Source organism: Rheinheimera pacifica, assembly GCF_900108485.1.
Classification (GTDB): domain Bacteria; phylum Pseudomonadota; class Gammaproteobacteria; order Enterobacterales; family Alteromonadaceae; genus Alishewanella; species Alishewanella pacifica.
In genome coordinates this window covers 55,116-76,130 of record NZ_FNXF01000018.1, presented here as the reverse complement: position 1 = coordinate 76,130, position 21,015 = coordinate 55,116, and the positions used below count along the sequence as shown (strand labels likewise).

19 protein-coding genes are annotated in these 21,015 nt (G+C 48.2%); 10 read left to right on the top strand and 9 right to left on the bottom strand.

The window, feature by feature from the left end; genetic code table 11:
- The first annotated feature begins 38 nt into the window (after nucleotides 1-38).
- The 5 genes from BLW68_RS18015 to adk all read left to right on the top strand — a co-directional run bounded on the left by BLW68_RS18015 (nucleotide 39) and on the right by adk (nucleotide 5,975).
- The gene (locus tag BLW68_RS18015) at nucleotides 39-365 is read left to right on the top strand and encodes a YbaB/EbfC family nucleoid-associated protein (RefSeq protein ID WP_092796297.1); all 327 of its coding nucleotides are present in this window, start codon (nucleotides 39-41) and stop codon (nucleotides 363-365) included.
- Nucleotides 365-967, top strand: a complete 603-nt coding sequence (recR, locus tag BLW68_RS18010; RefSeq protein WP_092796295.1) for a recombination mediator RecR — start codon at nucleotides 365-367, stop codon at nucleotides 965-967. The genes BLW68_RS18015 and recR overlap by 1 nt, the downstream gene beginning before the upstream one ends.
- A gap of 116 nt (nucleotides 968-1,083) precedes the next feature.
- Nucleotides 1,084-3,018 (top strand): molecular chaperone HtpG, encoded by a 1,935-nt coding sequence (gene htpG, locus BLW68_RS18005; protein WP_092796293.1) that lies wholly within the window; start codon nucleotides 1,084-1,086, stop codon nucleotides 3,016-3,018.
- A 141-nt stretch (nucleotides 3,019-3,159) separates the two neighbouring features.
- Complete coding sequence (locus BLW68_RS18000) at nucleotides 3,160-5,091, top strand: methyl-accepting chemotaxis protein (RefSeq protein WP_092796291.1); 1,932 nt, start codon at nucleotides 3,160-3,162, stop codon at nucleotides 5,089-5,091.
- A gap of 239 nt (nucleotides 5,092-5,330) precedes the next feature.
- Nucleotides 5,331-5,975: an adenylate kinase gene (gene adk / locus BLW68_RS17995; RefSeq protein WP_092796289.1), complete on the top strand. Its 645-nt coding sequence runs from the start codon at nucleotides 5,331-5,333 to the stop codon at nucleotides 5,973-5,975.
- 63 nt (nucleotides 5,976-6,038) lie between these two features.
- Here the strand turns inward: adk and BLW68_RS17990 are convergent, their stop codons facing one another.
- Nucleotides 6,039-6,506 (bottom strand): Hsp20 family protein, encoded by a 468-nt coding sequence (locus BLW68_RS17990; protein ID WP_068232280.1) that lies wholly within the window; start codon nucleotides 6,504-6,506, stop codon nucleotides 6,039-6,041.
- Nucleotides 6,507-6,692: 186 nt separating this feature from the next.
- Nucleotides 6,693-7,313, bottom strand: coding sequence for a thiol peroxidase (gene tpx, locus BLW68_RS17985; RefSeq protein ID WP_092796287.1), 621 nt, complete (start codon nucleotides 7,311-7,313; stop codon nucleotides 6,693-6,695).
- Nucleotides 7,314-7,442: 129 nt separating this feature from the next.
- Between tpx and BLW68_RS17980 the strand changes: the two genes are divergently transcribed.
- Both BLW68_RS17980 and BLW68_RS17975 read left to right on the top strand, forming a co-directional pair.
- Complete coding sequence (locus tag BLW68_RS17980; protein ID WP_092796285.1) at nucleotides 7,443-8,459, top strand: response regulator; 1,017 nt, start codon at nucleotides 7,443-7,445, stop codon at nucleotides 8,457-8,459.
- A gap of 2 nt (nucleotides 8,460-8,461) precedes the next feature.
- Nucleotides 8,462-9,427, top strand: coding sequence for a sensor domain-containing diguanylate cyclase (locus tag BLW68_RS17975; RefSeq protein WP_092796283.1), 966 nt, complete (start codon nucleotides 8,462-8,464; stop codon nucleotides 9,425-9,427).
- Between the two features lie 3 nt (nucleotides 9,428-9,430).
- Here BLW68_RS17975 and BLW68_RS17970 read toward each other — a convergent pair whose 3' ends face one another.
- The 4 genes from BLW68_RS17970 to sodB form a co-directional block, all read right to left on the bottom strand.
- Complete coding sequence (locus BLW68_RS17970; protein WP_092796281.1) at nucleotides 9,431-10,957, bottom strand: SpoVR family protein; 1,527 nt, start codon at nucleotides 10,955-10,957, stop codon at nucleotides 9,431-9,433.
- A 28-nt stretch (nucleotides 10,958-10,985) separates the two neighbouring features.
- Nucleotides 10,986-12,254, bottom strand: a complete 1,269-nt coding sequence (locus tag BLW68_RS17965) for a YeaH/YhbH family protein (protein ID WP_092796279.1) — start codon at nucleotides 12,252-12,254, stop codon at nucleotides 10,986-10,988.
- A gap of 17 nt (nucleotides 12,255-12,271) precedes the next feature.
- On the bottom strand, nucleotides 12,272-14,194 hold the full coding sequence (locus tag BLW68_RS17960) for a PrkA family serine protein kinase (RefSeq protein ID WP_092796277.1): 1,923 nt from the start codon (nucleotides 14,192-14,194) through the stop codon (nucleotides 12,272-12,274).
- 228 nt (nucleotides 14,195-14,422) lie between these two features.
- Nucleotides 14,423-15,007, bottom strand: a complete 585-nt coding sequence (sodB, locus tag BLW68_RS17955) for a superoxide dismutase [Fe] (RefSeq protein ID WP_092796275.1) — start codon at nucleotides 15,005-15,007, stop codon at nucleotides 14,423-14,425.
- 239 nt (nucleotides 15,008-15,246) lie between these two features.
- On the opposite strand from sodB, the gene BLW68_RS17950 reads away from it, so the two are divergent.
- Nucleotides 15,247-15,588, top strand: a complete 342-nt coding sequence (locus BLW68_RS17950; protein ID WP_068232257.1) for a Grx4 family monothiol glutaredoxin — start codon at nucleotides 15,247-15,249, stop codon at nucleotides 15,586-15,588.
- A gap of 87 nt (nucleotides 15,589-15,675) precedes the next feature.
- Here BLW68_RS17950 and rnt read toward each other — a convergent pair whose 3' ends face one another.
- Nucleotides 15,676-16,344, bottom strand: coding sequence for a ribonuclease T (gene rnt, locus BLW68_RS17945; protein ID WP_092796329.1), 669 nt, complete (start codon nucleotides 16,342-16,344; stop codon nucleotides 15,676-15,678).
- Between the two features lie 133 nt (nucleotides 16,345-16,477).
- Between rnt and BLW68_RS17940 the strand changes: the two genes are divergently transcribed.
- Nucleotides 16,478-17,347, top strand: a complete 870-nt coding sequence (locus BLW68_RS17940) for a flagellar protein MotY (RefSeq protein ID WP_092796273.1) — start codon at nucleotides 16,478-16,480, stop codon at nucleotides 17,345-17,347.
- A gap of 5 nt (nucleotides 17,348-17,352) precedes the next feature.
- Here BLW68_RS17940 and BLW68_RS17935 read toward each other — a convergent pair whose 3' ends face one another.
- Together BLW68_RS17935 and mnmC are read right to left on the bottom strand one after the other, a co-directional pair.
- A complete protein-coding gene (locus tag BLW68_RS17935) occupies nucleotides 17,353-17,679 on the bottom strand; it encodes a hypothetical protein (RefSeq protein WP_092796271.1) in 327 nt (108 codons plus the stop codon).
- An 83-nt stretch (nucleotides 17,680-17,762) separates the two neighbouring features.
- Nucleotides 17,763-19,625 carry a bifunctional tRNA (5-methylaminomethyl-2-thiouridine)(34)-methyltransferase MnmC2/FAD-dependent 5-carboxymethylaminomethyl-2-thiouridine(34) oxidoreductase MnmC1 gene (mnmC, locus tag BLW68_RS17930; protein WP_092796269.1) on the bottom strand — a complete coding sequence of 621 codons (1,863 nt, stop codon included), beginning with the start codon at nucleotides 19,623-19,625 and terminating at the stop codon, nucleotides 17,763-17,765.
- Between the two features lie 173 nt (nucleotides 19,626-19,798).
- On the opposite strand from mnmC, the gene fabB reads away from it, so the two are divergent.
- A complete protein-coding gene (fabB, locus tag BLW68_RS17925) occupies nucleotides 19,799-21,013 on the top strand; it encodes a beta-ketoacyl-ACP synthase I (protein WP_092796327.1) in 1,215 nt (404 codons plus the stop codon).
- The last annotated feature ends 2 nt before the right edge of the window (nucleotides 21,014-21,015 follow it).

Below are 21,015 nucleotides of genomic sequence, written 5' to 3'. Positions count from 1 at the left end.
CTGCTAACTCAATTCAATTTTACAGCAGGTACAATATTATGTTTAAAGGCGGTATGGGCAACATCATGAAGCAGGCGCAGGCCATGCAGGAAAAAATGCAGAAAATGCAGGCTGAAGTTGCAGCAATGGAAGTAACCGGTGAAGCCGGTGCCGGTCTGGTTAAAGTAACCATGCTGGGCAACCATAATGTGCGCCGTGTTAGTATTGACGACAGCCTGATGCAGGATGACAAAGACATGCTGGAAGACTTAATTGCCGCTGCAATTAACGATGCCGTGCGTCGCGTTGAAGAAACCAGCAAAGAAAAAATGGCTTCGGTAACCGGCGGCTTACAGTTGCCACCTGGTATGAAAATGCCATTCTGATGAGCCGCTATACCCCGTTGGTGCAGCAACTGATCGATGCACTGCGCATTTTGCCCGGAGTGGGGCCAAAGTCTGCGCAGCGCATGGCGTTTTCGTTGCTGGAGCGCAACCGTGAAGCCGGTTTGCAGTTAGGCGCTGCATTAAGCGCAGCCATGACGAAGGTAGGGCATTGCCAGCAATGCCGTACCTTTTGTGAAACCGCGTTATGCCACATCTGCACTGATCCGGCCCGGGCGCTCGATGGCATTATTTGTGTGGTGGGCTCTGCTGCTGACCAATTGGCAATAGAACAAACTGGCCAGTTTAAAGGCCGCTATTTTGTGTTACAGGGCTATTTGTCACCACTGGATGGCGTAGGCCCGCAGGATCTGGGCCTGGATAAACTTAGCGCATTGTTAACAGCTGGCGGTATTACAGAGCTTATTCTGGCAACCAACCCCACAGTTGAAGGCGATGCCACAGCGTTTTATATTGCTGAGCTGTGCCACAAGCATCAGGTAAATGTCTCACGCATTGCCCAGGGTATTCCGGTTGGCGGTGAGTTGGAATTTGTTGACGGCACTACGCTGTCACATGCTTTTAGTGGCCGTAAAGTATTTTAATCTGTTATAACCCTGCTTGAAATCCGGTTAATTCTCCCCATATTAGTTGTCAGTGTCTGGCTGCCGGTGCAGCCTGCGTTATAACTGTCAAAATTTGATGTTCGAGGATAACCACAATGAGTGATACCACAGCCACTTCAACCGGCCAAAAGCAAACCCACGGCTTTCAGGCAGAAGTGAAACAGCTATTACAGCTGATGATCCATTCACTGTATTCCAATAAGGAAATTTTCCTGCGTGAGCTGGTGTCAAACGCCTCTGACGCTGCAGATAAGCTGCGTTTTCTGGCCCTGTCTGATGGCAGCCTGTACGGCGATGACGGCGAATTGCGTGTGCGTATCAGCCTGGACGAGAAAGCCCGTACCTTAACCATCAGTGACAATGGTATAGGTATGACCCAGGATGAAGTAATCAGCCATCTGGGTACTATTGCCAAATCCGGCACCAAAGAGTTTTTCTCACAATTATCCGGCGATCAGGGCAAAGATTCCAAGTTAATCGGCCAGTTTGGTGTGGGGTTTTATTCCGCTTTTATTGTAGCGGATAAAGTGACTGTGCGTACCCGTAAAGCCGGTGCTGCTGCCATTGAAGCCATTGAATGGGAATCGGCCGGCGAGGGCGATTACAGCATTACGCCTATCAGCAAAGAAACGCGCGGTACCGATATTGTGCTGCACCTGCGTGAAGGCGAAGATGAGTTCTTAAGCCGCTGGAAAATTGAGAGTATCGTTACCAAATATTCTGATCATATTAGTATTCCGGTGGAATTATGGCAGGAAGAACAGCCAGAGCGTGATGGTGCCGAGGGCGAGAAAATTGCTGCTGTGCCGGGCCACTGGCAGGCTGTAAACAAAGCTACTGCTTTATGGACACGCGACAAATCAGATATTAAAGACGAAGAGTATCAGGAGTTTTATAAGCATATTTCGCATGACTGGAACGAGCCGTTAAGCTGGAGCCATAATAAGGTTGAAGGTAATAATAATTACACCAGCCTGTTATATGTGCCGAAAAAAGCGCCGTTTGATATGTGGAACCGCGATGCGCGTCATGGCCTGAAACTGTATGTACAGCGCGTGTTTATTATGGATGACGCCGAGCAGTTTATGCCCAGCTACCTGCGTTTTATCAAAGGCGTGCTGGATTCAAGCGACTTACCGCTGAACGTATCACGTGAAATTCTGCAAGACACCAAAGTGACGCAGGCACTGCGTAAAGGTTGTAGCAGCCGCGCGTTGAAAATGCTGGAAAAACTGAGCAAAGATGCTGAGCAATATCAGGCATTCTGGGCTGAATTTGGTCAGGTGCTCAAAGAGGGTCCGGCTGAAGATATGGCCAACAAAGAGCAGATTGCGGCTCTGCTGCGTTTTGCCTCTACCCATAATGAAAACAGCGAACAAAATGTCGCGCTGGCGGATTATGTCAGCCGGATGAAAGAAGGTCAGGACGAGATTTATTATATCGTCGCTGACAGCTTTGCTGCCGCCAAGCACAGCCCGCACTTAGAAGTATTACGCCAAAAAGGCCTGGAAGTACTGCTGTTATCCGACCGTATCGATGAGTGGCTGGTACAGCACCTGACAGAATTTGGTGGTAAAAAGCTGCGTTCAGTTGCCAAAGGTGGCCTGGATTTATCCAAGCTGGATGATGACGAAACCAAACAGGCACAGCAAGAAGCCGAAAAAGCCTTTGCTGATGTGCTGGGCCGCTTTAAAACCGCTCTGGGTGAGCAGGTTAAAGATGTTAAAGTCAGCCATCGTTTAACCCAAAGCCCGGCCTGTGTGGTTACTGATGAGTTTGACATGAGCACGCAGATGATCAAGTTAATGGAATCAGTTGGCCAGAAAGTGCCGGAAGTGAAGCCGATTTTTGAGCTTAACCCCGAGCACCAACTGGTAAAACGTATCGCTGATGAGCAAGACGAAGACCGCTTTAAACAATGGGCTGAGGTGTTGCTGGATCAGGCACTGCTGGCCGAGCGCGGTAATTTAAAAGATCCTGCTGCTTTTGTTGCCCGGCTCAACACCCTGTTATTGTCTTTAGCGAAGTAACAGTAAACGCCTTTGCTGCGGCCACAGGGCTGCAGCAAAGGCACCTTGCAACAAACATAGTTTCTTCCGCTTTTATCCTATCTATATTTTAATCTGCTTCTATACTTTCAATAGCTTACCGTTACTGGCAAGGAGCAGAGGATGTTTAATTTCTGGCGTAACATGGGTTTTGGTGCCCGGCTTACCACTATTATGGTTAGCTTACTGTTAGTGTCTATTCTGGTGTTAACCAGCCTGGTATTTGTTGAATACCGTAACTCGCAAACCCGGGCCGTGGTGAATACCTTACAAACCACCAGCGTACTTAATGCGGAGGCATTCACAGACTGGCTGTTAGTGCGCCAGGATGAAATGCGTTATCTGGCCAACCTGCCACAAAGCAAACAATTACAGTTGGACGATATCAGTACACTAATGCTGCAATTGGCTCAGGCACAAGGTTATTACGATACGATCTTTCTGGTATCGCCTGCCGGCAGAGGTATGGCAGGCGTAAGCTTTGCTAACGGCCAGGCCACGCTACTTAGCAGTACTGAGGCAAATGACTTTAACGTGGCAGACCGTGACTGGTTTAAACAGGCTGTCAGTGGACAAGATGCTTTCTCGCAACCGATAGTGTCGCGTGCTACGGGTAACCGTATCAGTACTATTGCGATCCCTGTACGGCATAATAATCAGATTGTGGCGGTAATGCGCGGCGCAGTGCAGCTAAGCACAGTGTTTAGCAAAGTAAATGAACTGAGCCATAACGATTATACCGAGATTTATCTGCTGGACGGTGAGGGCAAGGCCATTACACCTGTGGCCTCGATATCGGATACCGAGCAGGCACTGCAAACTGTAGCCGCCGATGCTATACGGCAAAAACAAAGCAATGTGGGCCAGTATAATAATGCTGCCGGAACAGCGGTAATCGGCAGTTATAGTTATATTCCGATGCTGGGGTGGGGCCTGGTACTGGAAAGCCGTGAACAGGAGGCATTGAGCGAAGTACAGGAAATGCTCTGGACACTGGTGCTTATTTCATCGGTAGTGCTGATTATTGCTGTGGTGGTATGCATCAGCCTGGTACGTAGTATTACCCGTACTTTGGGCGGCGAGCCTGACTACACTGCCAATATTGTACATAAGGTCGCCAATGGCGATCTTACCGCAGATGTGCAGCTCAAAGCCGGCGACAGCTCAAGCTTACTGGCGTCGATAAATCTGATGCAGCAGAATTTGCGCACTATGTTGCTGCAAATCCGGGATTATTCTGATCAGGTTGCGGCGGCTGCCACCGAGTTATCGCAAATTAATGAACAAACTCAGCGCGGCATTGAGCTACAAAACACCGAAATCAGCAGCTCTGCAGTGGCAATGAACCAGATGACCGCCTCGCTGGAGGAGGTATCACGCAATACACAACAGGCAGCAGATGCTGCTGATGCGGCAGAAAAAGAAACGCAGCAGGGGCAGCGCGTAGTTAGCCAAACTGTGCAGGATTTGTCGTTGTTATCACAAGAGGTAAGCCGGGCAGCTGATATTATTAACCACCTGAAACAAGACAGCGATCGTATCGGCAGTATCTTGCAGGTGATTGAAAGCATAGCCGAGCAAACCAACCTGCTGGCGTTAAATGCCGCTATTGAAGCGGCACGGGCAGGAGAAACCGGCCGCGGTTTTGCTGTGGTAGCTGATGAAGTGCGCACGCTGGCCAGCCGCACCAAAGACTCAACTACTGAAATACAGCAAATGATTGAAAAACTGCAGCGCGGTACTGATAACGCCGTTCAGGCTACTAACAAAAGTGAGCTGGCAACGCGTAAAACTGCAGAGCAGGCCGGTAAGGCTGGTGAAGCATTAACCTGTATTAGCAGCGCGGTATCGCTGATTAATGACACCGCACAACAAATTGCCAGTGCAACCGAGCAGCAAACCACAGTGTCGCGCGATCTGAATAAGAATTTGCACCGCATAAGCGATGTCGCTTACCAAACGGCTGATAATGTTACGCAGTCAACGCAAGCCAGTGAATCACTGGCAGACTTAGCAGAGCAGCTAAAAGGATTAGTGGCGCAGTTCCGGGTATAGCGCATTACAACTTTAGTCGATATAACCGCTGCTTATCTGGTAGAAAAACTGCTATTTTCTGAAGTTTGAGCAGAAAAAACACAGAGAGAGCTGTCTTTACACAGCTGTACGACTAAAAGCCAATGAAATAGCCGGACCAGTTGGCATGACAAGACAAATTTCTTGTTTCAGGCAGCACATTATGTAAAGATCCAGCCTTTATTATTAATGGATCAATCCCAAAACATGAGGGTGTTGCTATGCGCATAATTTTGTTGGGTGCCCCTGGTGCCGGAAAAGGAACTCAGGCTCAGTTTTTAATGAGTAAATATGGCATTCCACAAATTTCTACCGGTGATATGCTGCGCTCTGCTATTAAGGCCGGTTCTGAGCTTGGTTTAGCGGCGAAGCAGGTGATGGATGCGGGGCAACTGGTATCAGATGATATCATTATCGGTTTAGTAAAAGAGCGCATCGCCGAGCCGGATTGCAGCAAAGGTTTTTTGCTGGATGGCTTCCCACGTACTATTCCGCAAGCCGATGCTATGAAAGATAAAGGCATTGTGATTGATCATGTAATTGAGTTTGATGTACCGGACGAAGTCATTGTTGAACGTATGAGTGGCCGTCGTGTGCACCCGGCATCAGGCCGTGTTTACCATATTCGTTACAACCCGCCAAAAACTGCAGGTAAAGACGATGTTACCGGCGAAGAGCTGGTGATCCGGGCTGATGACGTAGAAGAAACCGTGCGTAAGCGCCTGGCTATTTATCACGAGCAAACAGAGCCATTGGTTGGTTATTACCGCGCTGAGGCTGAGGCGGGTAACACCCGTTATCATCATATTGATGGTACTAAAGCCGTTGAGGCTGTTACCAGTGAACTGGCCAGCTTGCTAAGTTAGTACCGCTGATAGCAAAAAGCCCTGATTAATCAGGGCTTTTTTGTGCCGGTAGCAAGGCTGCAGTTAAGCAACTTTTTCGGCATTGAGTAATTGCGTAGGCGTTTGTGCAGTACTGCCACCAATGCTGATTTTGCGTGGTTTTAAGGCTTCAGGTACTTCACGCACCAGCTCTATATGCAGCAGACCATTGGCCATATGGGCGCCGGTAACTTTAATATAGTCAGATAACTGAAATTTTCGCTCAAAGTTACGCTCTGCTATGCCCTGATGCACAAAGCGGCGGCCATCGTCTTTACCGGCTTTCTGGCCTTTTACCAGCAAGGTATTGTGTTCAGTTTCAATGCTAAGTTCCTGCTCGTCAAAGCCGGCAACTGCCATGGTAATGCGGTACTGATCTTCGCCGGTAACTTCGATATTGTAAGGTGGGTAAGCGGGCTGCTTTTCATTGCGGGCAGCGGCATCCATCAGATTAGCCAGGTGATCAAAACCAATAAATGAGCGGTAAAACGGAGTTAAATCAATATTTGTCATAACCAATTCCTCATTAGCAAACAGGTGTTGTATTGCCCTTCGGTTGAACGGGCGTTAACTTAACCAGCACAGCGGCTGGTTGTTCTCAGGTGCCGTATCCGGCCACCTGACCTGTTAATAAGGTCGGTCAGTAAAATTTCAAGTTTTGGGCCGGACATTTTTTTATTGCCGGCCCAGAGGTGGCTGTCAGCTTTTGCTTATTACCTGCTGCAGGGCATTTAACGCTGCGTCATAGTCAGGTTCTTTGGCCAGTTCATCTACCATTTGCTGGTATACCAGTTTGCCTTCGTTATCAATAATAAGCACGGTACGTGTCAACAGGCCCATGTCTTTAATCAGTAAACCATAGTTACTGCCAAAATCCCGCCATACTGCATCAGATAATACTATTAGCTTGTCAATTTGCTCTTGCTGGCAATAACGCTTTTGCGCAAAGGGCAGGTCGGTACTGATAGTCAGCATTACAACATCTTCAGGCAGCTTAGCCACTTCGGTATTAAAGCGTTTAGTTTGCAGTGAACAAATGCCGGTATCCACACTGGGTACTACACTTATCAGTACAGTTTTGCCTTTAAAGTCTTTTAGCTCTGTTTGCTTAAAACCGGCGTCAACCACCTTAAAGGCAGGGGCTTTTTTTCCTACTTCGGCCTTTTTACCCAGTAAGACAATCTGTTGTTCTCCGGCTTTAACTTTACTCAGGCGTTCTGGTAGCCTTTCCTGCAGATCTACCGCTCCAGCCAGAGTGCTTAAACTGAGTAAGCAACCTGCTATGACAAATTTGCGGCAGGTAAAAGATAATGCAGACATGATATAGCTCCTGTTAAGATAGTTGGTGTAATAGTAATCAGCTGGAACACAACATATTTTTCGTGCCTGACGCACGAACCGAGTATTTCAGTCTAGACTGAAATGAAGCCTGTACGAAGTGAGAAACCGATGACCACTGCGGTATTAATTTGTGACGACTCTAATCTGGCTCGTAAACAATTAGCCAGAATACTACCACAAGAGTGGCAAGCGAACTTATTTTTTGCCGGTCATGGCGCTGAAGCCCTGGATACCTTGCAGCAACACCGTATTGACTGGTTTTTCCTCGATTTAAACATGCCGGTGATGGATGGCTACGAAGTGCTGGCTGAGCTGAAAAAGCGCCAGTTGAATGTCAGGGTTGTAGTAGTGTCTGGCGATGTTCAGCCTGAAGCATTTGAACGGGTAAAAAGCCTGGGCGCTCTCGACTTTATCCGCAAACCGGTAGACGCTGAGAAGATCCGGCAGCTTATGCAGCAACATGCTATTGCTCATACTGTACCGGCAGAAACCAGCAGCACTAAAAAAGCGGGCCCGGTTACTGCAGAGCTTAGTGCAGAAATGCGCGACGTATTGCAAGAGCTGACTAACGTGGCAATGGGGCAAGCGGGTAATTTACTGGCGCGGTTATTAAATGTATTTGTAAAACTGCCTATCCCGAATGTGAATTTAATTGAAGTCAGTGAATTGCATATGGCTCTGGCATCAGTAGAGCAGGAGTCTTCTACTTCTGCTGTGTGTCAGGGGTTTATCGGTGGCGGTGTGTCGGGAGAGGCGCTGCTTATTCTGAATGACTCCAGCTTTAAAGATATTGCCCGGTTAATGAATTACCATGGCGCCTTGACAGTAAAAGTTGAGCTGGAATTGCTGATGGATATTGCCAACATTCTGATCGGCGCCGTACTCAAAGGACTAGCAGAACAAATTGATATGAGTTTCAGCCAGGGCCACCCGGTAGTGCTGGGGCAGCATGCACCGGTTAGCGAGTTGATCAGAGCCAATGCCAAGCGCTGGCGTAAAACTCTGGCAATAGAAGTAAGTTATGGTATTGAAAACTATAATATCAGTTGCGATTTATTATTACTTTTTACGGAGGACAGCCTGAAAACCCTGAATTATAAAGTTGCTTTCTTGCTGGAGGAGTAGTGATGTCAGAAACATCGGTTGAGGTATCTGAGATCCATTGGCTGATGGATATGTTCCAGACAGTTGATGTTGGACTTGTCGTGCTAAATTGCGACTATCGTATTCAGGTGTGGAATGGTTTTATGGAAAACCATAGTGGTTTAACACCACGCCAGGTGCGGGACAGTTACCTGTTTGACTTATTCTCTGAAATTGATGAAGACTGGTTACGGCGTAAATGTGATCCGGTGATCTTGTTGAAAAACCGTGCATTTACGATTTGGGAGCAGCGACCTTATATATTTAAATTCCGTAATTACCGGCCCATTACCGGTAGTGCTGAATATATGTATCAGAACTGTACTATTTTTCCGCTGTCAGACACCCGTGGTCAGGTAACCCACCTGTGTTTTATCATTTATGATGTCACTGATGTGGCAGTAAGCCGCATAGAGTTAGAGTCGATGAACGGCCGTTTACAGCAACTGTCAAAAACCGATTACCTCACCCAGCTATTTAACCGTGGTCACTGGGAAGAAAGCCTGAACCAGGAATATAAACGCTTGCAGCGTTACCCGCACCAAAGCACTTTGCTGATGTGCGACATTGATCATTTTAAACGTGTTAATGACACCTACGGCCATTCTGCCGGCGATTTAGTGATCCAGCAAATTGCTGATGCGGTGCGTAAAAACCTCAGAGCTACTGATATCGCCGGCCGCTACGGCGGCGAAGAATATGCCATTTTGTTAGTAGAAACTAATCTGGAGCAGGCAGCTCATCTGGCGGAAAGGTTGCGTAAATCAGTTGAGCAGCTGTCGATTAAATATAACAGTCAGATATTAAAAGTCACGCTTAGTATTGGTTTGGCTGAGCACAACAAAGACATGGTAAATTACCGGCAATGGCTGGAAGCTGCAGATAAAGCGCTGTACCGCTCTAAAGCCGGCGGGCGCAACAGAGTTACCTGTTACAGCCCGTTAGACTAACACTCAGGCGCCAAGCAGCGCAGGTTCCGGGCAGCTGTGCAGTAGCTCTGTGCTGCCATCAGAGTTTTGTTGTTCCAGATAAACGGTAAAGCCCCATAACCGGTGCAAGTGTTTTAGCACATGCGGCATAGTACCTGCCAACGGAATACGGTTTTGCGGTATATAATGTAATGTCAGTGAGCGGTCGCCGTTTAAATCGACATTATGCACCTGGATGTTCGGTTCTATCTGGCTCAGATTATATTGCTGCGATAACATTTGCCGTATGCGCTGATAACCCTCTGCATTATGAATAGCGGCCACTTCTAAACTGCCTTCTTCGTCATCATCGACAATGGCAAATAAGTGAAAATCGCGGATCACTTTAGGTGACAGATATTGGCTGATAAAGCTCTCATCTTTAAAATTCTGCATGGCAAAGTGCAGTGTTTCCAGCCAGTTACTGCCCGCGATATCCGGAAACCACTCTTTATCTTCGGCTGTGGGATGTTCACAAATGCGGCGGATATCAGTAAACATGGCAAAACCCAGCGCATAAGGGTTAATGCCGGAGTAATACTTGCTGTTGTATTCCGGTTGCGCTACCACATTGGTATGGCTGTGCAGAACCTCCAGCATAAAGCGATCGCTGACTTTACCCTCATCATACAGATGCTGCAAAATAGTGTAATGCCAAAACGTGGCCCAGCCCTCGTTCATCACTTGCGTTTGTTTTTGCGGATAAAAATACTGCGAAATTTTACGTACTATCCGCACAATCTCACGCTGCCAGGGTTTTAGCAGAGGGGCATTTTTTTCAATAAAGTAGAGAATATTTTCCTGCGGCTCTGACGGAAAGCGGCTTTTGTGCTGCGTTGCACTGGCAGCTTTTACCGGTATAGTGCGCCATAAATCATTTACCTGAGACTGCAGATAGGTTTCGCGCTCATGCTGGCGTTTTTGTTCTTCATCCAGAGAGATTTTTTGCGGCCTTTTATAGCGGTCAACGCCATAATTCATTAATGCATGGCAGGAGTCGAGCATATCTTCAACTTCGCTGATGCCGTACTTTTCTTCACACTGGCTGATATAGTTTTTGGCAAACACTAAGTAATCAATAATAGAGCCAGCGTCGGTCCAGGTTTTAAACAGGTAATTATTTTTAAAAAAAGAGTTATGGCCGTAACTGGCATGCGCCATGACCAGCGCCTGCATAGTAATAGTATTTTCTTCCATCAGGTAGGCAATGCACGGGTTGGAGTTGATAACAATTTCATAGGCCAGGCCCATATAACCGCGCTTATAGTTTTGCTCGGTCTGGATAAATTTCTTACCATAAGACCAGTGATGATAACCCAGCGGCATACCGACACTGGAGTAGGCATCCATCATTTGCTCTGCGGTAATCACTTCAATCTGGTTGGGGTAAGTATCTAGCTGATAGTACGCTGCAACGCGGGCGATTTCCTGATGATAGGAATCCAGCAGATCGAAGGTCCAATCCGGGCCATCTGGTAAACAAGCATTTATTTTCGTTTTTGCTTTGGCCATAAAAACCTCACTGCAAAGTCAATTGCGCTTAAGCGGCTTGCTTCTTAAACAGCTCGCGAAACACCGGGTAAATATCACTGACTTCTTTAATATGCTGAATGGCAAAGTTGTCATGCACCGGTAGCAGCTTTTCATATTCCTGCCACAGGCTCTGGTGAGCCCTGGGCGTAATTTCAATGTAAGCATAATAGCGCAGTAGTGGTAGTAACTTATTCGCCAGCAGCTCTGCGCAGGGCGCGCTGTCGTCAGTCCAGTTATCGCCATCGGATGCCTGGGCGGCGTATATATTCCATTCCACCGGGTTGTAGCGCTCCTGCACTATGTCATGCATCAGCTTAACCGCGCTGGACACTATAGTGCCGCCGGTTTCCTGTGAATAAAAGAACTCCTGTTCATCCACTTCTTTGGCCTGGGTATGATGGCGGATATACACCACCTCAACATTTTTGTAGCTGCGGCTTAAAAACAGATACAGCAGTATATAAAAACGTTTCGCCATATCTTTGGTGGCCTGATCCATAGAACCGGACACATCCATCAGACAAAACATCACTGCTTTGCTGGTTGGCTCTGGCCGCTTTTGAAAATTACGAAAGCGTAAATCAAAGCTGTCGATAAAAGGCACAGCAGCAATGCGCTGTTTTAGTGTGTCAATATCGTCAATGATACCGCGCAGCAACTGCTGATCCGGCACCGGTTCGCGCTCCAGCGCACTAAGTTGCTGCTCCAGGTCACGCAGCCGGGCTTTTTTATCGGCTGTCATAGCAACACGCCGGGCCAGAGAACCCCGTAACGAGCGCACTATGTCAATATTGCTTGGCACACCTTCAGAGCGGTAACCGGCCCGTACATTTTTATATTGCACCAGTTTATCTAACTGGTTTTTTCTCAGGTTGGGCAGCTCTAAATCTTCAAATAACAGATCCAGATACTCATCTTTAGAGATAGAAAACACAAAATCATCTGTGCCCTCACCGTCGTTAGCCGGATCTCCTTGGCCACTGCCCGAACCACCGCCACCTTGTGGCCGTTTAATACGATCACCCGGGCTGAACTGATCGTTGCCCGGATGTACGATTTGCCTGCGGCCGCCTTTACCCTGATGAAAAAACGGCTCAGTAATGTCTTTGCTGGGAATAGTGACACTTTCACCGCTGCTAATGTCGGTAACGCTGCGTTTGCTGATGGCGTCCGACACGGCTTTTTTAATTTGTTGCTTGTAGCGGCGAATAAAGCGCTGGCGGTTTACCGCGCTTTTATTCTTACCATTCAGCCGTCTGTCTATAAAGTGCGCCATACTACCTCCGGCTTACGTTACTGCGATTTACGTACGCGCAGATACCACTCTGACAACAACCTTACCTGCTTACGGGTATAGCCTTTTTCCATCATCCGGTTGACAAAATCATCGTGTTTTTTCTGATCATCGGTTGAGGTTTTGGCATTAAACGAAATTACCGGCAGCAACTCTTCTGTGCTGGAGAACATTTTCTTCTCTATCACAGTGCGCAGCTTCTCGTAGCTGGTCCAGGTTGGGTTTTTGCCATTGTTTTTCGCTTTGGCTCTAAGCACAAAGTTAACTATTTCATTGCGGAAATCTTTCGGGTTACTGATGCCGGCAGGTTTTTCGATCTTTTCCAGCTCTGCATTCAGTGCTGAGCGGTCAAATAACTGGCCGGTTTCAGGATCGCGGTATTCCTGATCCTGGATCCAGAAATCAGCATAAATCACGTAGCGATCAAAGATATTCTGCCCGTACTCGGAATAGGATTCTAAATACGCGGTTTGAATTTCTTTACCTATAAATTCAATGTATTTAGGGATCAAATAGCCTTTTAAATGCTCCAGATACCGCTCTGCCACATCGGCAGGGAATTGCTCACGCTCTATCTGCTGTTCCAGCACATAAAACAGGTGTACCGGGTTGGCGGCCACTTCTGTGCTGTCGAAGTTAAATACCCGCGATAAAATTTTAAAAGCAAAACGGGTTGATAAGCCTGTCATGCCTTCATCGACGCCGGCATAGTCGCGGTACTCCTGATACGATTTTGCCTTAGGATCGGTGTCTTTTAAGCTTTCCCCATCGTAAACACGCATTTTGGAGTAAATGCTGGAGTTATCGGGGTTTTTCAACCGGGACAACACTGCAAACTGTGCCAGGGAGCTTAAGGTGCCCGGTGCACAAGGTGCAGTATTCAGCTCGCTGTGTTCCAGTAGCTTTTGATATATACGCTTCTCTTCGCTAACCCGCAGGCAGTAAGGTACTTTTACAATGTAAACCCGATCAAGAAAGGCTTCATTGTTCTTGTTATTGCGAAAGGTTTGCCACTCAGATTCATTGCTGTGTGCCAGTATAATGCCGTCAAACGGCAACGCCGCTAAACCCTCGGTGCCATTGTAGTTACCTTCCTGCGTTGCTGTCAGCAAAGGGTGCAGTACCTTAATCGGTGCTTTGAACATCTCAACAAATTCCATCAGGCCCTGATTAGCGCGACAAAGTGCACCAGAGTAGCTATAAGCATCGGGGTCATTCTGGGCGAAGTGTTCCAACTGGCGGATATCCACTTTACCTACCAGTGAGGCAATATCCTGATTGTTTTCATCGCCGGGCTCGGTTTTGGCAATGGCCAGCTGATCCAATATAGACGGGTATTTTTTCACCACCTTAAACTGGCTGATATCGCCGTTATATTCGTGCAGCCGTTTACTGGCCCAGGGTGACATAATATTGCGCAGGTAGCGTCTGGGAATGCCGTATTCCTGCTGCAGAATATTGCCATCTTCGTTAACGTCGAACAGGCACAGCGGATGGTCGTACACCGGTGAGCCTTTTAAGTAATAAATCGGAATTTGCTGCATTAAATGTTTCAGCTTTTCGGCCAGTGACGACTTACCGCCGCCCACCGGGCCGAGTAAATACAAAATTTGTTTGCGCTCTTCCAGCCCCTGCGCCGAATGCTTCAGGTAAGACACAATTTGTTCGATGGCATCTTCCATACCATAAAATTCGGAAAATGCCGGGTAGCGTGCTATTACCCGGTTGGAGAACAGCCTGCTTAACTGTGGATCTTGCGCAGTATCGGTCAGTTCGGGTTTACCTATAGCCAGCAACAAACGCTCGGCTGCACTGGCGTAACAGCTTTTGTCGTTTTTGCATAATGCCAGGAATTCCTGGATGCTATATTCTTCTTCTTTCGCAGCTTCGTAGCGTGATTTATAGTGCTCGAAAATACTCATATGCACCTCCAGCTTTTAAACATCGGAAAAGGGTGGCAGCCAAGCTGTTATCTTAAGGTTAGACAGTAAAGCGGATTCCCGCCTGACTAATTGACAGAAAAATCTATAAATTTCTTCAGGCTATAGTGGCTGAGGGCAAAATGGTTTAGTTGGTGTACTGCGGGAAAATGTAAAGCTTGGTGGACAAAAAACCCGGCATAGGCCGGGTTTATTTAATACTGCTAAGTCTTACTTGGCAAAGTTTTCGCTGGCGAATTTCCAGTTAACCAGTGCCCAGAATGCATCCAGATAAGTAGGGCGGGCATTGCGGTAGTCAATGTAGTAGGCGTGTTCCCACAAATCTACAGTCATGACAGGCGTTACGCTGGTATCTGTTAAAGGCGTGGCGGCATTGCTGGTGTTAACGATATCCACGCTGCCATTAGCTTTTTTCACTAACCAGGTCCAGCTTGAACCAAAGTTGTTCACGGCTTTGTCGTTAAAGGCGGTTTTAAATGCAGCAAAAGAGCCCCATTTAGCATTGATAGCATCGGCTAACGCACCTGTTGGCTCGCCGCCACCGTTTGGTGACAAGCAGTGCCAGTAGAAAGTGTGGTTCCATACCTGAGCGGCGTTGTTGAAAATGCCACCTTCAGAGGTACGCACGATTTCTTCCAGAGATTTACCGGCAAAGGGGGTGCCTTCAATCAAACCATTTAGTTTTACCACGTAGGTATTGTGGTGCTTGCCGTAGTGGTATTCCAGAGTTTCTGCGGAAATGTGTGGCGCTAAAGCGTCTTTTGCATAAGGTAATGCTGGTAATTCAAAGGCCATTGTCGTTCTCCGTTGGCGTTGTTTATGATGTCTGCATGGCGTAGACTACAAAACCTGACTAAAATACTCAAGTTTTACAGTATTGATTATTGGCTGATCCAGTGTAGCCGGATGTGATAATCAGCGCTTAGGGTTGTAGCAACAGAGGTGGGGATTTTTTCTCAGATCTCAAGTGCCAGTTACGACAGAACAGCGTAAAATGTCTGCCAGTCTGAAAATGCTCATGTTGTGAGGTGTTAATGGAAACGTTAGATAAAATTAAGCAGCAAATTGCTGAGAATCCGATCCTGTTATTTATGAAAGGCTCGCCTAAATTCCCAAGCTGTGGGTTTTCGGCGCAGGCTTCACAGGCGCTGATTGCCTGTGGCGAACAATTTGCTTTTGTAGATATTTTGCAAAACCCGGATATCCGTGCTGAATTACCCAAATATGCCAATTGGCCTACTTTTCCACAGTTGTGGGTAGACGGTGAACTGGTTGGTGGTTGTGATATCGTGCTGGAAATGTTTCAGCGTGGTGAGTTGCAGCCATTGATTAAAGAAACTGCTGCTAAATACAAAACCGATACCGCCGCAGAGTAAAATCTTGCTGTGGTAAATATAAAGGCCGCTTCTTATTGCGGCCTTTATATTTTGACGGTTAAGCGGCGAGTCCGGGCTGCTTGTGTTTCACACCGGTTCACTGGTGTCTTCGCGGCTTGCTTCCACTACCTGCGCCAGCGGCCAGCCGCCAAGTTGTTTCCAGCTATTAACAATATAACAAAACAGCTCAGCAGTGCGTTCGGTATCATACAAAGCGCTGTGCGCTTCTTTGTTATTAAATTCAATACCTGCCGCCTGGCAGGCTTTGGCAAGTACAGTTTGCCCCAATGCTAATGCCGACAAACTGGTGGTATCGAATGACACAAACGCATGAAAGGGCGAGCGTTTAAAGTTAAGCCTTTCCACTGCGGCGTTAAAAAAGCTCTGATCAAAGGCAGCATTGTGCGCCACTATAACGCTGCGCTGGCAGTCGGCGTCTTTCTGCGCTTTGCGCACCGCTTTACATATTTCCGTAATGGCTTCGCGCTCTGGCACTGCGCCACGCAATGGGTTAAAGGGATCTATACCGTTAAATGCCAGTGAGCTGGCATCCAGATTTGCCCCCTCGAAGGGCTCAACGTGAAAGTGCAGTGTTTGCAGCGGAATTAAATTGCCGTCATCGTCCATATCCAGCAAGGTGGCGGCTATTTCCAGTAAAGCATCTGTTTTTGCATTAAAGCCTGCGGTTTCCACGTCGATAACTACAGGGTAGTAACCGCGGAAGCGCTGCGCCAGCTGTGATCTTGGTTGTGTCATAACATCGCCAGTTTGCCAATCAGCGGCTATTATGCCAAAGAATTGCGTCAGCGTCTTGTTGCGGCATAGTGTTTGCTTAACATAAAGCCAAATTGCCATAAATTGCTTACCGACAGTGGTGGAAAGCCAGAAAATGCGAACTTTATTAATGATCAGCAGCCTGTTGTGCAGTGCCAGTGTGTTGGCGCAGCCACAGTTGCGTCAATATTCTGCCAGTATTGAGCAATCAGTCTGGCAATTAAGTAAAAACACCCCGTTGGAGTGTCAGCTGCAGCATGAAATTCCGCAGTTTGGCCAGGCGGTATTTCGCAGTGTGGCCAGTAAAGGGCTGAACCTGGATTTTGAATTGCAAATGCTACGCCTGCCCGATAACTATGGTTTAGCTGAGGTACTGTCAGTGCCGCCGGCCTGGCGTCCGGGCACCCCTGCTAAAGCGGTGGCCAGCATGAAGTTATTAAAGCAATACAATGGCGACCTACCGAAAAAAACGGCCTGGACCTTACTGACTGAACTGGAGCAGGGCTTTAGTCCGACGTTTTACTTCAGCGACTGGTACAGCCCTTACGATAAAGTAGTGGCGGCGATGAACCCGGTGCAGTTTCCGGCAAATTACCATCAGTTTAATCAGTGTGTGTCGCGTTTATTGCCGTATGGCTTTGATGATATTGCTTTTACCGTTCTGAGCTATGAAAGTGGCGGCGACAAGTTAACCCGGGAATCGGAGCGCAGGCTGGCGCAGATCGCTGAATACCTGAAATATGATCAGGATATCGCTTATGTGGAAATTCAGGGCTACACCGACAGTTATGGCGGGCGCTGGATGAACGAGCAGTTATCGGTAAAGCGGGCGGAGAAAGTAAAAAGCTTTTTTGTTGCCGCCGGGCTAAGTGAGGATAAAGTTCAGGTAGAAGGTTTTGGTGAACGACGCCACGTAGCGCCAAACGATACCGCCTTAGAACGCAAACAAAACCGCAGGGTAGTGTTGCAGCTGACTAAGCCTTAACCGGCTTAGTTTTGCACCATAACATCAACCTGGCGCCAGTTATCGCGGCTTGAGATCAGCACCCGTACCTGGTTACCATTGAGCGTAAAATATAAATGTTCGCGGCCATACCTGCTTTGTATTGAATCAGGCTGCCCCAGTTGCTGGATATAAAAATCGCGTAGTGTGGTTTCGCTTTGCTGGCTAAAGTAACTGAGCACTGCAGGCAGTTTATTATCAAGCCGGGCAAATTCACGGGCATCTTCCGGCAGCGGGATCTGGTAAAAATCTTTAGCGGCAGCGCTGTGCCCGTAATTGAATAACGCCAGACATAATAAAACGGCTAGACGCATGTTTTGTCCTTATTTTTATTTATTATTCTGCGCTACCTTAGCAAACTTTTATTGCCTTTGCCCAGCATTATACCTGCCGGTATTTAAAGCGTGTCGCTATGAAAACGGGTAGCGGCCAGCCGCTCACACAGCTGTTGTGATAACGGCAGCGGTTCAGCACAAATCTGGCACACCAATAGCTCGGCCAGCAATGGCGACAGCATAATACCTCTGGCGCCCATAGCACCTATCAGGTAAAGGTTTTGCTGTTCAGCCAAAGGGCCAACCAGGGGCAGATGATCCGGCACAGTAGCTCGAAATGCCGCTGTGGCGTCTGTTACTTCAGCCTTTGCAAACCAGGCGGGTTGCTGCAGTTGCTGGCGCACCAATTCTACGTTTTCGCTGTTATCCTGCGCGCTGATAAAGGCTTCTGTTGCGTTACGGTCAAAAGTAGCGCCAACACTGTGCAGGTTTTGCCACTGCGGCGTAATATAACCTTTATGACACAGCACCGTTTTAAGTGGCGCCATAGCGCTGGCTTGCACATAACTGACCTGGCCGCGGATTTTATTCAGCGGCAACTGTGCTGTTGGGGCAAATTCTGCCAGTTTGCTACCACAGGCTAATACTAAAACTGCGGCCTGATATTCTCCGGCTGCGGTATCTAAATGCCATCCGCTATTATGTTGCCTTATCGCCCGTACTTTACAATCAGGGCTAAAGCGAAATAACTTTTGCTGTTGTAAATATTGCAGCGCCTGCAGGCAGAACTGTTGCGGGCTTAACCAGCCGGCCAGCGGCAAGTAAATGCCGCTGTGGGGCAGTTCAAGCCCGGCAATGGCAGAGGCTTCGCTGGCATTTACGGCCTGCACCAGTTTAGTTGGCCATAGCGCTTTATCTATCAGTTTTTGCTGGCGCTGTTGTAGCAGCGTATTGCTGGCCAGATGCAGTAAGCCACACCAGTCCATGGCAAAACTCAGCCCTTGTTGTTGCCAGTGCTGATAAAAGCGCCGGGCAAACAAAAAGGCCTGAGCGTGTAACTGGCTGTCATCGGTCAGGTTCGCATGCAGGTTGGGGTATACCGCGCCCTGGCGGTTTTGTGACGCCTGGCGTGCCACCCTGTCATCTTCACAAATAAGATGCACGGCCACACCGCGCTGAGTCAGTGCCAAAGCTGTGCAAAGCGATGCTATACCGCCGCCTATAATGGTAATTTCATTGTTTGGCTGGGTAGGTGTAGCGGTATCCGTTGCCATTATGGCCGTCAGCATTTCACGCTTGCGGCCAAAGCCTTTAATTTTACTCACCGTAAAACCTGCCTGTTGCAGGCCACGCTTTACCAGCCCGGCAGAGGTAAAGGTAGACACTGTGCTGCCATTACCACTTAGCCGGGCCAGGCCGGTAAACAGCTGCTGCTGCCACATATCCGGGTTTTTGCTGGGGGCAAAACCATCAAGGTAAATAGCATCTGCTTTGGCATTAAGCTGTGGCAGCAGGGTATTTACATCGCCAAACCATAAATCCAGTACTACGCTGCCATTATCAAAGCTAAGCCGGTGACAACCGCCAATACACAGCGGATAAGCGTCCAGCAGTTGCTGGCACTGCTGTTTAAGCTCGGTGTGTACTGCTAGCGCCTGGGTTAGATCGGCATGGCTAAGCGGGAATTTTTCAAAACTACTGAAATACAGGCGTTGGCAGACAGCATCTGGAAACAGCTGGCGGTATTGACGAAAGCGCAGCCAGCTCAGCAGAAAGTTGGCGCCGGTGCCAAAGCCGGTTTCAATAATATGGAAGGCGGGCCCTGAATGTGTGTGCCAGCGCTCTGGTAAGCCATTTTGCTGCAAAAATACGTAGCTGGTTTCAGCCATGCCACCGTCATTGGAAAAATAGACGTCATCAAAATCTGACGCCACGGGCGTACCTTGTTCATTAAAATGTATTTTGGCGTGTGTAAGCTGAGACATAGAAGGCGGGTCCACCACAATATTCGGCTTGTAGTTTACCCTAAGCTATCGCAAAATTGAAAACAGAGTACAAGTGTGCGCTGAAAGCTGACCACTTTGCAGAACAAAGTCCGTACAATAGCGCACAGTATTATTTTAACCTTGCCGGCAATTGGCTGGTCGATGGAGAAAGCATGAAAAGAGCGGTAATCACAGGTATTGGTATTGTGTCCAGTATTGGTAATAACAAAGACGAAGTACTGGCCTCGTTACAGGCCGGGCGCTCAGGCATTACCCGATCAGAAGAATTTGCTGAGCTGGGCCTGCGCTCGCAGGTATGGGGTAATATCAAACTGGAACCCAGTGAACTGATTGACCGTAAAGCTATGCGTTTTATGGGTGATGCTGCAGCCTATGCTTACCTTGCTATGCAAGAAGCCATGACAGACGCCGGTTTTACCGAAGAGCAAATTTCCAGCCCGCGTATTGGTTTGGTGGCGGGCTCTGGCGGTGCGTCATCTAAAGTACAGGTTGAAGCGGCTGATATTTTGCGTGAAAAAGGCGTAAAGCGGGTTGGCCCTTATGCGGTGCCAAAAACCATGTCCAGTACCTGTTCAGCCTGTCTGGCGACACCGTTTAAAATTAAAGGTGTTAACTATTCTATCAGCTCGGCCTGTGCCACCAGTGCGCACTGTATTGGCCATGCGGTAGAGTTGATCCAGCTGGGCAAGCAGGACGTGGTATTTGCCGGTGGCGGTGAGGAAGTACACTGGACGCTGGCAATGGAATTTGATGCGATGGGCGCGTTGTCTACCAAGTACAACGACTCCCCTGAGCAGGCATCGCGTACTTATGATGCGAACCGCGATGGCTTTGTGATCAGTGGTGGCGGTGGCATGGTCGTGGTTGAAGAGCTGGAGCATGCCTTAGCCCGTGGTGCCACTATTTATGCTGAAGTAACAGGTTATGGCGCAACGTCTGACGGCTATGACATGGTAGCGCCAAGTGGGGAAGGCGCCGTGCGTTGTATGCAGATGGCCCTGCAGAATGTCACGGCTCAGGTAGATTACGTTAATACGCATGGTACCAGCACGCCGGTAGGTGATGTAAAAGAGCTGGGTGCTATTCAGGAAGTATTTGCCGGTAAATCACCAGCTATCAGTGCGACCAAAGCGATGACCGGCCATGCGCTGGGTGCTGCCGGCGTGCATGAAGCAATATATTCACTGCTGATGATGAAACACAGCTTTATCGCGCCTTCAATTAATATCGGTGAGCTGGATGAAGCCGCGCAGGGGCTGAATATTGTTACTAAAGCCACCCCGGCTGAGCTTAATACCGTGATGTCGAACAGCTTTGGTTTTGGTGGTACTAATGCCACTTTAGTTATGCAAAAGTACCGTGGTTAATA